This window comes from Helicobacter sp. (genome assembly GCF_017502485.1).
GTDB lineage: Bacteria > Campylobacterota > Campylobacteria > Campylobacterales > Helicobacteraceae > Helicobacter_B.
In genome coordinates, this window is record NZ_JAFVUX010000007.1 from 18,040 (window position 1) to 32,919 (window position 14,880).

12 protein-coding genes are annotated in these 14,880 nt (G+C 44.3%); all 12 read left to right on the forward strand.

All coding sequences use genetic code 11. The features are described 5' to 3' along the window. Nucleotides 1–20 precede the first annotated feature (20 nt). Entirely contained in the window at nt 21–1,457 is a 1,437-nt protein-coding gene (gene glnA / locus IKB69_RS01480; RefSeq protein WP_290945382.1) for a type I glutamate--ammonia ligase, read from the forward strand. Nucleotides 1,458–1,924: 467 nt separating this feature from the next. Continuing rightward, nucleotides 1,925–2,251 (forward strand): histidine triad nucleotide-binding protein, encoded by a 327-nt coding sequence (locus IKB69_RS01485; protein ID WP_290945384.1) that lies wholly within the window; start codon nt 1,925–1,927, stop codon nt 2,249–2,251. Nucleotides 2,252–2,474: 223 nt separating this feature from the next. After that, on the forward strand, nt 2,475–3,629 hold the full coding sequence (locus IKB69_RS01490) for an AI-2E family transporter (protein ID WP_290945386.1): 1,155 nt from the start codon (nt 2,475–2,477) through the stop codon (nt 3,627–3,629). Nucleotides 3,630–3,715: 86 nt separating this feature from the next. After that, the gene (locus IKB69_RS01495; protein WP_290945388.1) at nt 3,716–4,813 is read left to right on the forward strand and encodes a glycosyltransferase family 2 protein; all 1,098 of its coding nucleotides are present in this window, start codon (nt 3,716–3,718) and stop codon (nt 4,811–4,813) included. Then, a complete protein-coding gene (locus IKB69_RS01500) occupies nt 4,813–6,624 on the forward strand; it encodes a glucosyltransferase domain-containing protein (RefSeq protein ID WP_290945390.1) in 1,812 nt (603 codons plus the stop codon). The genes IKB69_RS01495 and IKB69_RS01500 overlap by 1 nt, the downstream gene beginning before the upstream one ends. Before the next feature lie 22 nt (nt 6,625–6,646). Further along, nucleotides 6,647–7,630 carry a type I glyceraldehyde-3-phosphate dehydrogenase gene (gene gap / locus IKB69_RS01505; RefSeq protein ID WP_290945392.1) on the forward strand — a complete coding sequence of 328 codons (984 nt, stop codon included), beginning with the start codon at nt 6,647–6,649 and terminating at the stop codon, nt 7,628–7,630. Between the two features lie 8 nt (nt 7,631–7,638). Beyond that, on the forward strand, nt 7,639–8,895 hold the full coding sequence (locus tag IKB69_RS01510) for a glucose-6-phosphate isomerase (RefSeq protein ID WP_290945394.1): 1,257 nt from the start codon (nt 7,639–7,641) through the stop codon (nt 8,893–8,895). 522 nt (nt 8,896–9,417) lie between these two features. Further along, nucleotides 9,418–9,966 (forward strand): phosphatidylglycerophosphatase A, encoded by a 549-nt coding sequence (locus tag IKB69_RS01515; protein WP_290945408.1) that lies wholly within the window; start codon nt 9,418–9,420, stop codon nt 9,964–9,966. 2 nt (nt 9,967–9,968) lie between these two features. Next, nucleotides 9,969–11,309 (forward strand): patatin-like phospholipase family protein, encoded by a 1,341-nt coding sequence (locus tag IKB69_RS01520; RefSeq protein WP_290945396.1) that lies wholly within the window; start codon nt 9,969–9,971, stop codon nt 11,307–11,309. Continuing rightward, nucleotides 11,284–12,288: an AEC family transporter gene (locus tag IKB69_RS01525; RefSeq protein ID WP_290945398.1), complete on the forward strand. Its 1,005-nt coding sequence runs from the start codon at nt 11,284–11,286 to the stop codon at nt 12,286–12,288. Before IKB69_RS01520 ends, IKB69_RS01525 begins: the two co-directional genes overlap by 26 nt. A 36-nt stretch (nt 12,289–12,324) precedes the next feature. Continuing rightward, complete coding sequence (locus IKB69_RS01530) at nt 12,325–13,530, forward strand: 2,3,4,5-tetrahydropyridine-2,6-carboxylate N-succinyltransferase (protein ID WP_290945400.1); 1,206 nt, start codon at nt 12,325–12,327, stop codon at nt 13,528–13,530. Between the two features lie 67 nt (nt 13,531–13,597). Beyond that, nucleotides 13,598–14,880: hypothetical protein (locus tag IKB69_RS01535; protein WP_290945402.1), on the forward strand; the 1,283-nt coding region annotated here is incomplete at its 3' end.

Sequence of the window (14,880 nt, forward strand, 5' to 3'; positions counted from 1 at the left end):
AGAGCTATGAAAGGATTGCTATGGAAAGGACAATAGATAAGGCTAAAGTGGCAGAGTTTTTTAGGTTCTGCGATGAATTTGCAGTGGAATTTATCGACTTTAGATTTAGCGATATTAAAGGCGTGTGGCATCATGTGAGCTTTTCGCGCTCTGCGATTGATGAAGAGAGTTTTTATGGCTTGCCTTTTGATGGTAGCTCGATCCCAGCGTGGCAGAGTGTGGATAAGTCAGATATGATGCTAATCCCTGACCCGGTGCGGTATTTTATTGACCCTTTTACTGCTGATACGACTGCGGTGGTATTTTGCGATATTTGGGATATTTATAAAAATGAGCCTTATGAAAAATGCCCTAGAAGCATTGTAAAAAGAGCTATGAAACATTTGCAGGAGAGTGGTATCGGCGATGTGGCGTATTATGGACCGGAGAATGAGTTTTTTGTCTTTGATTCTATTAAGATTAAAGATGCGGTGAATTGTCAATACTATGAGATAGATTCTGAAGAGGGCGAGTGGAATCGCGCTAGAGAGTTTGAAGGTGGTGTGAATATCGGACATCGCCCCGGCACAAAAGGTGGCTACTTCCCTGTGGCACCGGTGGATTCTATGGTGGATTTGCGTGCAGAGATGGTAAAGGTGCTTAATCAAGTAGGCTTAGAAACCTTTGTTGTGCATCACGAAGTAGCACAGGGGCAAGGGGAGATTGGCGTGAAGTTTGGTGATATGCTAGAAGCGGCGGATAATGTCCAAAAGCTTAAATATGTCGTCAAAATGGTCGCACATTTAAATGGTAAGACTGCCACTTTTATGCCAAAGCCTCTATATGGCGATAATGGCAGCGGAATGCATGTGCATATTAGCATTTGGAAAGATAATAAAAATCTCTTTGCTGGAGATTCGTATCAAGGCTTAAGTCAGATGGCATTGCATTTCTTAGGCGGTGTGCTCAAGCACGCAAGGGCATTAGCGGCTTTCACAAATCCTAGCACAAACTCTTACAAGCGACTAATCCCGGGCTTTGAAGCACCTAGTATTTTGACTTATTCTGCACAAAATCGCAGTGCTAGTATTAGAATCCCTTACAACAGCGGCGAGAAAGCCAAAAGAATGGAGTTTAGATTCCCTGATAGCTCAAGCAATCCCTATCTCGCCTTTGCAAGCTTACTTATGGCAGGACTTGATGGGATTAAAAATGCTATTGATCCGGGTAAGCCTATGGAGATAAATCTCTTTGAGCTTACCCTTGATGAGATTAGAGAAAAGGGTATTAAACAGCTGCCCCACACGCTTCGCCACGCTATTGAAGAAATGCTTGTCGATAGGGCTTATCTCAAAGAAGGCGGGGTATTTAGCGAAGATTTTATCCAAACTTACAAAGCCTATAAGTTTGAGACAGAAATCTGGCCTTGGGAAGCCCGCCCCCATCCATTTGAGTTTTTAACGACTTATAGTTGCTAGATTGACATCTATATAGATTGATTTAGATGAGAATCCAAACATAAGGGGTGGCGTCAAAATCGAAATTGTAAATTTGCATTTAGAGATATGTTGCGATTTGAGTGTATAAGTGTATTTGGGCAAATATTTTGGCAAAGTTTCGTGCTAGATTTTACTTTTCAAAAGTTGCTAGTATCGTTAGATTACTTAAATCTAGGCTGTGGATCAAGTGCGCTAGTGCTTTAGAGACAAGTGGGGAGCAAATGTCATCAATGCCAATTTACTCACATTTTAAGCCATTGAAAATATGCTATACCAACTAGGAAGATCGGATTTACCTAATAGCAAATAGGAGTGTTTTTAAGTGGTAGAGATGCGAATTTGCTTTTTGATCTTGAATCTTGGTAGTCTTACTTGATGTATATAGAGCAAGCAAGACATAGTATAAGCAACAAAATGAGACCACAAACAACTAATAAGGAGTAGCGATGACAGTCTTTAGCAAAATTGTGCGAGGTGAGCTTCCTTGCAAAAAAGTCTATGAGAGTGATGAGTTTTTGGCATTTTATGATATCGCCCCAAAGGCAAAGGTGCATATCCTAGCAATCCCAAAGCACGAGCTAAAAGACTTCAACGAGATAGACCCAGCTCTTATGGAGCGATTTAGCGCGTTTATCTTAAAAGTTGTAGAAGTTGCAGGGATCAAAGAGAGTGGATATAGGCTTATCACCAATACAGGCGCACATAGTGGGCAGGAAGTCCCGCATTTGCATTTCCATATTCTAGGCGGTGAGCCGCTAGGCGCGCTTGTTTAGTGATGTGGGTAGATGCTACTTCTAAACCCTTTCTAGGGATTTAGTCTTAGGTAATCATTCTGTAGGCTTTAGCAAATTTTGGAGACTCGCAGATCTTCAGTCTTTGTCTCTTCTCAAAAATTGCTAAAAATTACAAAAGTAACCCCATAGCTCCTAGAATCCTTAGAAGAAAAGTAACCTACCTTATGAATCTATTTTGAAACAGACTTTCAAGGAAGCCAATATGTTAGATAATAGTGCCCAACAATCACAAAACAAGCGAAGCGAAGTTTCCTTAGAAAAGCCCTGCTGTGAGCAAGCAGAGCCAGAATCTAAAAGGCTATATTCTGGCGTGCCAAAGCTGCGCGTCACTCTTGGGGCTAAAGTTTTTTTCGCCTGTGCATTTGCTCTAGCTCTTGGACTGATTGTATGGCTTTACTACGACTTTTTATACACGATGATTATCGCTACGCTGCTGTGTATTGCGACTTATTGGATCAAAGAGTTTTTCTATATGAAAGTTAAGAGTAATTTCCTTGCTTCTGGTCTTAGCGTGCTTATCTTGTTGGCATTATTTATTATCCCGCTGTATTTTGTGATCCATCGTGGCGCGCTTGGACTGCTTGGGGTGGATTGGAAGCAGGCGGAAGTCTGGTTTGTCCAAATCAAAGAGCTTATCCGCAGTGTGCTGAATTATCTACCCTTTATCCAAGCACAAGATGTGCTAGCAAATCTCTCTTTCTCATCGATTGCTGGCTTTGTGAGCCGCCTTAGCACCATAGTTGGCAAAAGTAGTGTGGGGTTTGTGGTTGATGCGTGCTTCATTGTGCTGTTTTTGTCGGTGTTTTTCTACTATGGTGGGGTGTGGTATCGTTATTTTTGCAGACTTTTACCCGCTAGAGATGAGCAGATAAAGCTAATTGCCCTTGATGTGAGCGGTGTGCTTAGGGTGGTGTTTTTCTCTACGATCTTAAATGTCTGCTTACAAGGCTTTGCCTTTGGGGTGCTAGCAAGTATCTTTGGGTTAGATGGTGTGTTGCTTGGCGTGTTATATGGGCTTTGCTCGCTGATACCAATTATCGGTGGTGTGCTTGTGTGGATGCCTGTAGGGCTTATTTTGTATGTGCAAGACGAGATTGTGCAAGCGGTGGTCTTGGTGCTATATAGCGTTATTTTTATCGGCTTTATTATCGATAATATTATCAAGCCCTTTCTTATCCGCATAGTCAATCGCAAGCTCTTAGACAAGCCGCTCAATATCAATGAGTTTGTGATATTTTTCGCCATTTTTGCAGGGCTGTCGGCGTGTGGATTCTGGGGGATTATCATCGGTCCGGCGATCACGGCATTTTTTATTGTTATGGTGAGAATCTATGAGCGCGACTTCGCTTCTGTGTAAGATTTAGTAAGACTAGAATTTAATCTTGGTTTATTTGATGGGATTATAATCATTCCACTACTACATTTGTCCTAAAGAGTGTGTCTATGAACCCATCTGTTACCATTGGTATCTCCATAGTTGTGCCTTGCTATAATGAAGAGATCTCACTCCCCGTATTTCTCACAGAAATCACAAAAACTATGGATTCTCTTGTGCCACTTATTCTGGAGCATAGCGTGCGGCTTACTGCTACGCCATCACAGCTTGTGCCTTATGAGCTGATATTTGTCAATGATGGTAGCCGTGATAGCACTCTAGCCCTACTAGAAGACATCGTTGCCAAAGATACAAACAAAAACCGCAGAGTGCGTGTGTATTCTTTCTCGCGTAATTTTGGTAAAGAAGCAGCCATTCTAGCTGGCTTAGAGCAAGCACAGGGGCAAGGAGTCGTGCTGCTTGATGCGGATTTGCAAGATCCGCCAAGTATGATTATCGATATGGTTAGGATCTGGCTAGAATCTAGCAGAGAGACAAAGGTCATCTATGCGCGCCGCACTACACGCGCTGGAGAGTCTAGGCTTCGTGCTGCACTTAGTGAGGCATTTTATAAGATTTCAAACTTTATTTCTGAAGTCAAAATAGAATCTGGTGTGCGCGACTTCCGCTTAATGGATAGAGAAGTGGTAGAAGCACTTGTACAAATGAGAGAATATCATCGCTTTTCTAAAGCGATGTTTGCGTGGGTGGGCTTTAAACGGGAGTGCTTGGAGTATGAGTATATCCCACATTTTAAAGAGTCTTCAAGCTGGAGCTTTTGGAAGCTATTTAAATACGCTATTGAAGGGATTGTAAGCTTCAGCACGATGCCACTGCGCATAGCCTTTGTGCTTGGGTTTTTTATCTCGGTGTTTGCAGTGTGCTTTGGCGTATATCGCATTATTGATACGATTTTATATGGTAATGCCGTGGCTGGCTACCCTAGCCTTATTGTTATTATCACCTTTATTGGTGGGATTCAGCTTATGTTACTTGGGGTCATTGGTGAGTATATCGCTAGGATTTATGAGCAGGTCAAAATGCGCCCACACTTTATCCTTGATACGCGTAAAACACCACCAAATCCACACACCACTTTAGAGCAGCTACACCCTAGCGCACTAGAATCTAATCTAGCACATTCTACTACCGCAAAGGAGAGTTGATGCCACCAAAATCCAAGAACAATCTTTTGACAAAAACGCTTGAAGAGTTTAAAGCGGCGTGCTGGGCATTTTTCCATACGCAGGGCTTTTGGAAGTATTTTCTCATCGCTTTTGGGCTGTATTTGCTTGGGATCGTTAGTCTTATCCGAGCAGATGTGTATTATATCGATGATCTAAATCGTTCTATCATCGGCTACAAAGAGTGGGACAACTTTTCTCGCTACATTAGCTACTATCTTTCTACCTTTATGCATATGGACACAGTGCTAGCAGATGTCTCGCCTTTGACGCAGTTTGTCGCCATAGGGTTTTTGAGCTTTGCATCGTTGATTTTGGTGTGGAGTATCCGCGAAGTTATTTGGAAAAATGAAGAATCCCACTGGGATTCTACTGAGCAGCCTTATAAAAAACGCCTAACCGCCCTAGCCATCATCGCTTCAATCCCCATAGGACTCTCTCCCTACTTTTTAGAAGAACTATCATTTAAATATGATTCGCCCTATATGGCATTATCGGTGCTTTTTAGTGTGCTGCCTTTTGTATTTATCCATCATATCCGTGCTTATATCCCTGTGGCGATTCTTTCATCGCTTGGTATGTGTATGACTTATCAGGCAAGCAGTGGAGTGGAGATTGTCCTTGTGCTTTTCTTTGGCTTTTTGATGTTTAATCAAACAAACGCAGGGGTGAAGAAAACGCTAACTTTCATCGGTGTTTCATTTCTCACTTATGCTACTGCGCTTGGGATTTTTAAGGTTTTTATTATGCATCCATTTGCACACGATCAAGCAGGCACATCGACACTCCCACTTAGTGAGCTACCAAGCGGGGTTCTTAGCAATATGCAAATGTATCTTGGCTATTTGTGGAGTGATTTTGACTGGACAGGGATTAAAATCTGCTTTTTTGCCCTTATGGGAATGTTTCTTTTATCAATCATCTACCAGTCTAAGCGTAGCAAGATTCTAGCCTTGCTTCTAGGTGTACTGCTACTTAGCCTAGGGATAATGCTCTCTTATGGGGTATATTTGGTGCTTGCAGAGCCACTACAAAGACCGCGTGCATTTATTGGGATAGGTGTATGGAGCGCAGCTATGGCAATTTATGTGGTGAGCGCGTGGCGTGGATGGGCATACAAGCAAGAAGATATGCGCCAGACAAATTCTAATGCCCTTGTCTCGCGCCCCTTTTATGCTCGCTCATTTTTTATCATTTCAGCGGTTGTGGTTGGGTTTTTCTCGTGGTCGCTGATCGTCTTTGCTAATGCTTATGGCAATGCTCTCTCCCAGCAAGACAAATACCAAACTTTCCGCCTAACGATTTTACTACAAGATTTGGTCAATGTAATGCCTAAGCAAAAAAGCTATAAAGACTATACATTTCGCATAAAGGGTTGGATCACTGCTTCTCCTGTGCTAGAGAACTCATCTAAACACAATCCTTTAATGAAGCGACTTGTCAAAATCACTGATGGCAAATATTGGGTACGCACGGCGATGAAGCACTATGGCTGGGGCGATGTACCAGAGGAGCAACCAGATGTTGTAGTGGATGCGGAGGATTTTGATAAGCTCGCAGAAAATCCTAAATGCAACCCAGCCACCGCAGGGCGACTCAAAGCGCGCGTGAATAATATATTCCACTTGATAGAAGTCTATCCAGAATGTACGATTATAGAGTTTAAGGGCAAGGATAAATACCCACATGCCTTTGAAGAAGAGCTTATGCGCCAAGAGGAGGAAAAGATGAGAGAAGAAAAGCTACAAGCACAAGAGAGCGCGAAAATAAGTGCGCAAAAGTCTAAAATCTAGCGTAGAATCTAAATAAAGGAGCGTGATGAAACAAGTAGCAATCAATGGCACAGGGCGCATAGGACTTTGTGCGGCTAGGATTATAGGAGAGCGTGATGATATGGAGCTTGTGAGCGTAAATACCACAGCAAGCATAGATACATTGGTGCATTTATTGCGCTATGACTCTATCCACGGCAGGTATGATGTAGAAAAAATCGATGAAACTACGCTAAGGATCGGCAACTCCAAGCGCGTTAGAATCCAGAGTAGTCGTGATATAAACGCGCTAGATTTTGGTAGCGCGCAAGTCGTGCTTGAATGCACCGGGAAGTTTAACTCCCTAGAAAAGTCGCGCCCTCACCTTAAAGGCAATGTCAAAAGAGTCGTGATCTCAGCCCCTGCTGATGAGACACCCACCTTTGTCTATGGAGTCAATGAGCAGAGCTACAAGGGGGAGCCTGTCATCTCTAATGCTTCTTGCACCACAAACTGCCTAGCTCCCATCGCTAAAGTCTTGCACCAAAATCTAGGCATAGAATCTGCCCTTATGACCACAATTCACAGTTATACGAACGACCAAAATCTCCTTGATGTTAAGCATAAAGATCTGCGCCGAGCGCGCGCGGCAGCACTAAGTATGATCCCCACTTCCACAGGTGCAGCAAAGGCGGTAGCCCTTGTGATCCCAGAGCTTGCGGGTAAATTCACCGGCTATGCTATGCGCGTGCCTACTCCTGATGTAAGCGTGGTGGATTTAAGTGTCAATCTCTCTAAGCCCACAAGCAAAGATGAGCTAAACGCGCTTTTTGTAGAGTGCGCTAAAGCACAGCCAAATATCTTTCATATTGATATGGATCAATGTGTCTCAAGTGATTTTATCGGCACACCATATAGCGCGATTATCGTCCCAGATAAAACGATGGTTTTGCATGATAGATTTGCCAAAGTCCTTGCGTGGTATGATAATGAATTTGGTTATACCACGAGGCTTGTAGATATGGCAGCATTTGTGCTAGAGCGTTAGGGTGGGCGATGATTAGCTTTAGCACTTCCTATGCAGATTATGACTTAGGCAGTGATTATGAAAGACTCATTAGTGCTATCAAGGCAGAATCTAGCAGTGGAGCAAGTGGCTACTATAAGCTCCCCTTTGACACATTTGCGCTAGATTCTGCGCTAGCATATAGCACGCGTGAGTATTTTTCTAGTATCACAGATCTTGTCATAATTGGCGTAGGCGGTAGCTCGCTAGGCGCGCGCGCCCTGCACTCTGCTTTGCTCCACTCTTGCAGGCATTCTTCTAGGCGCGTGCATTTTTTGGAGCATACAGATCCCTTTGAGACAAAGCGCGTGCTAGAATCTATCTGCCTTGAGCACACACATTTTTTGCTTATTTCTAAATCTGGCACGACTATTGAGAGTATTTCTCTAGTGAAGTTTCTTATCACACATTTTGATTTATTAAGTAGCGTAAATAAGCGGCATTTAGCGTGTATCACAGATTCTAGCTCGCCGCTAGAGTCTTTTGCCAAAGCGCAGGGGCTAGAGTGCTTTACTATCCCTGCTAATGTGGGCGGGCGATTTTCGGTACTCTCTTTAGTGGGGCTTGTGCCTTTAAGCTTGCTTGGGCTTGATATTGGGATGCTTTTGCAAGGTGCGCGCGCGATGATGGAGAGCTTTTTTGCCGGAGAAGAGAGGCATATCATCAATAAAGCTACTTTCCTAGCCAAGTATTATAGGCAGTATCCCATTAGCGTGCTGTTTTCTTATGGGAGCGTGTTTAGCGATATTAATCGCTGGTTTGTGCAGCTCTGGGGCGAGAGCTTGGGCAAGCTAGATTCTAGTGGCACGCAAGTGGGGCTTACGCCTGTGGGACTTGTAGGTAGTATCGATCAGCACTCATTCTTGCAGCTAATCGTGCAAGGTGCGCGCGATAAGGTAGTAAGCTTCCTATCTCTTGATGATGCGTGTGCTAAGGCGTGTAAGGACTCTAGCTTTATCGTGCCAGAGTATTCTCTAGCAGGACTAGAATCTACCGACTTTGTCAATGGCACGCCATTTTTACATTTACTCAATCTTCAAAAGCAAGCGACCTTAGAGACCTTAGAGTCTTATGCTATCCCCATAGATTCTATCACACTAGAGAGATTAGATGAGTGGCATATCGGTGCGCTTGTGGTGTATTTTGAGCTTTTGACTTCTTGTACAGGATTTTTGCTTGGGGTCAATACTTATGACCAGCCCGGTGTGGAGTTTGGCAAGCAGCGGCTAAGGGGGTATTTTTTGTGAAGTTGGATTTGGCTTTACTAAAGAAGCCTGCTTCAGCTACGCCTTGCACCGTGTAGCAATCCATAAACAAGGATTCTAGGCTAGAATTTTTGTTTGAAAATAAATCCCAAGGAAGTAGTAATGCCAAACAACGCGCAAAACCTAGAATCCACTTTTGAAAAACACGCCCAAAGTGTAAAAACGCCACAAAGCGAAGCTTCTTTAGAAATGGATTGCCACCCCACTGCTAATGCAGTGTCTCGCAATGACGATAAAACCATCGCTAGTGAAAAAGTGGATTCTAGTAACGCGGACATTCTAAACAAGCCAGCAAAAGGTCCTATTGAGAGCAAAGTTCAAAATGTGTGTTGTAGTCAAGCAGCTAAGCGGCAGGATTTTGGAGATAAAAATGAGGCTTTGCAAGGCGATTCAAGGGCGCATACTAGAGCGTATATAACCGCAGACTTGTCGCAGCAATCGCCATTTTTAGCCCAAAAGCCAACGCTAGAAACTAAAGAAGCTCAATCATCCCAAACATTCCGTGTGGTATTTCTAAGTGTGTTATATAGCGGCAAATCCCCTAAAGCCCCCGGTACCGCTGGGAGTGCGCTCTCTGTGCTACTTGGACTACCGATTTTACTCTACTCCGCGCAGACGCTTTTTCTCCTTGCGTGCTTGCTTGGGATAATTGCAGTGCGTGAGATTGATAAATGGGAGGCATATAGCAAAAAGCACGATGAAAAGTGGATAGTTATTGATGAGCTTGTGGGCGTGTGGCTGGCGATGAGTATTGTGTGCTATGGAAACTATTCGCTAGGGCTTACTAGCGATAAGAGTGCAGATATGTGGCGATTTATGAGTATTTTATGGCACGAGGGGTATTTTGTGCATATTGTGTTGGCTTTTGTGCTGTTTCGCGTATTTGACATTTGGAAGCCCTCTATTATTGGGCGTATCGATAGAGAGCTTAAAGGTGGGCTTGGTGTGGTGCTTGATGATGCAGTAGCTGGGGTTATGGCTGGGCTTGCTGGGATTTTGGTGCTTTTTGTGTGTGATGAGACTCTTAGTATAATTACTGCGCAAGTCCACTAGCTATGCACGCGCAGAATCTAAGCTCTAGCCCCACTCAAAATCTCGCACTAGTGCTAGGTGGTGGTGGGTCAAAGGGCGCATATCAAGTAGGCGCGTATAGGGCATTAAGTGAGCTTGGATTTTGCTTTTCGCTCGTTACAGGTGTATCCATTGGCGCGCTTAATGGTGCGATGATCGTGCAAGGGGATTTTGATAAAGCTAGCGCGCTATGGCAGAATCTAGCCATAGATCAAATCATTGATAAAGGGCTAAATCTCACCACCGATTTAGACTACTACTTCAGCAACGCCCAAAAGCTCCTACCATTTCTCAAAGCCTACACGAAAAACAAAGGTATGGACACTTCGCCTTTGTGGAAGATTATTACCACACATTTAGACTATGCAAAGCTTGCGCACTCAAAGCTAGATTTTGGGCTTTTGTGCTTGGAGATACCTAGCTTTCAGGCGTGCGAGCAGACAAAAGCCAGCCTTACTAAAGAGAGCTTCCCGCATTGGGTTATGGCTTCTGCTTCGTGCTTCCCAGCTTTTCCCATTTATGAGATTAGTGGGAAAAGCTACATTGATGGGGGGTATTATGATAATTTGCCAATTGACCTAGCCTTTAAAATGGGGGCGCAGCAAGTTATAGCCATTTCTTTGCATAGTGATTTTGCAACCAAGTATGATAGCAACCCACTAGTCCATCATATCCGCCCATCTCGTCATCTAGGCACAATGCTTGATTTCTCGCACGATTCTATCACGCGCAACATCGCGCTAGGCTATTTGGATACGAAGCGGTATTTTGGCAAGCTTGCTGGCTTGCGCTTTGCTTTTACACCTTTAGATGAAGTAGATTCTAGCACCTTTAGCACACTCTCAAGCAAGCTACTTACTAGCCTTTTAGCAAAAGAGCTTGACAAAAACGCCCCGACTAGCACCGCACTAGCACGATTTGGCACGCAGCTTGCAAGCACCGGGATCATTTCTAAAATCACTTCTACTACACCATTTTGCGATATGCTCCTAAGCGTTCTAAAGCCCCATAACGCTCCGCGCATAAGCCTAGAGCAGCTCACCTTAGCTCTGCTAGAGTCCTATATGCAGCTTATGGACTACGATGAGACAAAGCTCTATAATGCGCGAGAAGTATTCACCCAAGCCAAGCGTGATCTAGCCTATATCGCACAAGGCACAGCTCCTATCTCTAAGCTAGATTCTAGTCAAGAAATCAAGCGCGCTTATACACTCTTGCAAGAGAAAAAGCCAGATATCTCACTCTTTGATGAGTTTGGAGAGAAGCTCTTGTGCGCTATGCTAGCTTTTGTGCTAGCTTATGAAGAAAGTGCTAGAATCTACTAGGGATTTAGGCTTCTTTGAGCAAGAGCGATGCAAGCTAGATTCTAGCTTGCCTAAGGAGGCAGTCGTGCTTGTAGCGATGTATAGTGTCTTTGTCTTTATGTTGTTGGGGTATTTAGCTAAGAAAATGCGCCTACTTGGCGATAGACAGGGCAATATCCTGCTAGGCTTCTTGCTTAACTTCGCCTTGCCAAGCGCAATTTTTACAGGGGCATATCACTCAAGTGTTAGCCTAGAGCTTTTAGGGCTTTTTGCCCTAGCCCTTGCGTGTAATCTTGTAGCTGGCGCGTTAGCATTTGTGTTTGTCTCAAAGGTTTTGCGCTTTGGTTTTGCTACTGCGCTTACCATAGCCTTTCTAGTCTCTTTGCATAATACACTCTTCCTAGGTGTACCTATTGTGCAGGGGACGCTAGGCGAGCAGGCTGCGCATAAGGCGATCGTGCTTGATCAGTTTTGCACGGGACTGCCATTAGCCATTTTGACTCCACTACTCCTTAGCCTAAGCTCTAGGGTGAAATTTCGCTTGCGTGCGGTGTGGGTGCGTCTCTTTGCTAATCCACTCTTTCTCTCCATGCTTTTAGCCTTTGTGCTTAAGGCTATGCCCTTTAGTATCCCAGAGTTACTTTTAGCACCTATTTTGTCGCTAGCGGCGTGCGCTACGCCAGTGGCTCTCTTTGCCATAGGGGTGCAACTGCGCTTTGATTTTTTACGCTCGCAGTGGGTGCGCGTGCTAATTGTGCTAGGGTTTGGTATGATCGCTACACCGATGCTGTATTTAGGGGTTTTATACGCATTTGGCATAGCAGTGCAAGAAGAGCATCAAATAGTGCTGCTAGAAGTAGCTATGCCCCCGCTAATTAGCGCAGTAGCGGTGATAGCGCGCGCGGGGCTAGATTCTAAGCTAGCGATTTCTTGCATTGTAGTAGGCGTGCCAATTGCAGCTTTTAGCGCGCCATTATGGCTATATATTAGCCATTTATAATTATAATATTTCATTTAAACGACTCAAGGAGCTGTGATGAAAGATTCTTTTAAAGCATTTGTCGCTGCTACCCAGAATCTACCTGAGTATAGGAAGCCTCTAGCATTTGGGATCGCGCGTATAGAGTATGGGCAAAAGTCTCAAGCGATTCTAAGTGCCACCTACCCCTTGCTAAATTGGACAGATGAGAATCTAGGTAGCTATGCAGTGTTTTTTGATGCGCTTAAAGCGGCTAAATCGCTTCACTCTAGTGATAGTGAAGCGATCTTTGGTATTACAGAGGGCTTTATCAAACGTGCGCTAGAGCTGTATGAGCCATTTCTAGCCGAGTCGCTTACCAATAGCAGTACGCATAGAAATATCCAAATCATCCTAGAGCTGCAAAAAGCCCTATCAAGAAATCTTCTCTACACACATAGTGGGCATTTCCGCTATCATTTGTGCGTGCTATATAGCGATAGTAAGTGCGAGAGTGTAGAGTCTGCCTACTTAAAGCTTCTAGCACTCTCTCTTGGCAAAGCCCCCTTGCGCTCACTCCAGCTTGATGGGATATTTGGGCTATTGCAAAATGTCGCGTGGAGTGGGACTAAGCCCTATGAGCTAGAATGGCTACGAGAGAATGAAATCCGTTTAAAAATGGAGGGCAGCTTTCCGTATATTGATTTTGTAGATAAATTTCCCCGCTATCTTATGCAAGTAATCCCCCAGTATGACAATATCCGCTTACTAGATTCTGCGAAAACTCGCTTTGGCGCATACCTTGGTAGCGGTGGCTACACGCAAATGCCCGGGGCTAGCTATGTGAATTTCAACGCCGGTGCGCTTGGGGCTTGTATGAATGAAGGGCGCATAAGCTCTAGCGTGATTGTAGGCGAGGGGACAGATGTCGGCGGTGGCGCGAGTATCCTAGGTGTACTAAGCGGAGGCAATAGCGAGCCAATTACCATCGGTAGAAACTGCCTACTAGGGGTTAATAGCTCCACAGGCATAAGCCTAGGGGATGGCTGTATAGTCGATGGTGGTATAGCAGTGCTTGCAGGCACGATATTTGCCATCGACAAAGCAGAAGCGGAGAAAATCGCAGAGATCAATCAGGGCTTTACTATCAAAGATAGTGGGCTATACAAGGGGCGTGAGCTCTCAGGCAAGCACGGGGTGCATTACAGGCAGGATTCTAAAAGTGGCAAAATGATCGCCTTTAGAAGCAGTCGCAAAATCGAGCTAAACGCAGACCTACACTAGTCTAGCATTTTATAATACTGCGATTTGTGCGATTATAGAGAATCTACTTTGAGGTAAAGGAGCGCATATGAGAAGCTTTAGATCTAGCTTGAAATATGCGACTACCACTAACTGCGGTTTAAATGTCTTTTTTGCTGGGGAGCATATGCGCAAACTTGTTCTTGTACTATTAGTGCTAGCTCTTGGCTTGCCCCTATTCGCACAAAGTGGAGATATAACGACTAAGGTTTATAATTTGCAAGGTGATACCCAGAGTGGTAATGGATCTTATGAGGTAAAAAGTGTGAAAACTTACTCCGCAGGCGATAAGACTGCGACCTATAAATATGAGAGTGGCACATTGAAATTTACTAGCGACCTTACTTTTAATGTCGCTAGTGGTTGGGCGTGTGTATATCTACCTTGTGGTAGTCTAATCACAGCAAACTTTGAAGCCAAAGATATTACACTAGAGAATACCAAAATCGAAGCGGGGCGCACGGGGGCTTTAGGCGCAGGTGTGTTTAACTTCACTGCCACAGAGGATATCGCTGCTAACAATCTCTCCCTAACTTTTCAGGCAACGACAAGAAACTCCCACGCAAGTTTTAAGGGAGAGTCTATCAATATGACAAATGCGAAGTTTTATCTCTATGCTGGGGGACACACGCTAAAATTTACTGCAGATAAAGATATTGATATTAAGGGTGATGGCACTAACTCTTATATGAATCTTTATGCAGGGACAGCGGGCTTTGGTGGATCTCACGCGACTTTTGCGGGGGAGAATCTAGACTTTGCAGGCACTATCGTGCTAGGGAGAGAAAATGACGGGGATGCGTGGCTGGACTCTGCGCTAAGTGGCGCGCAAATTGATGTAACAGGTATCAAAAACAAAGCACACTTTGGCACGATCAAATCACGCAAGGGGCGTATCACTGCTAATAGCGATATGTCTATTGACAATCTAGAGATTTTATACACCGCGCAAGGCACCACAGGACACGACATAAGTCCAGAATCTAGGCTGACTTTACAAGATAACGGCACTTACACGATAAAAAACCTAACACTAAGAGGTGAGCAAGCCACTTCACAAGCGTGGCTCTATCTTTCTGGCGGAAGCAAGGCAACTCTAGCAAGCGATCACATAAAGCTAGGGACAGGCGCCTACTTACAAGCTTCAAGTGTCCATAGCACCACCACAACAGAGCTAACATTAGAGAAAAACTCCACCGCATCATTCCACCATCTCACCATAACTCCGGGCGGACAAATCACAATGGATGCTAACAATGCCAAGCTAGTTTTGGAGAAGCACGGAGATGAAGTAGGAGTGCTAGAGCTGGGCGTGTCGATTAAAGATTCTGG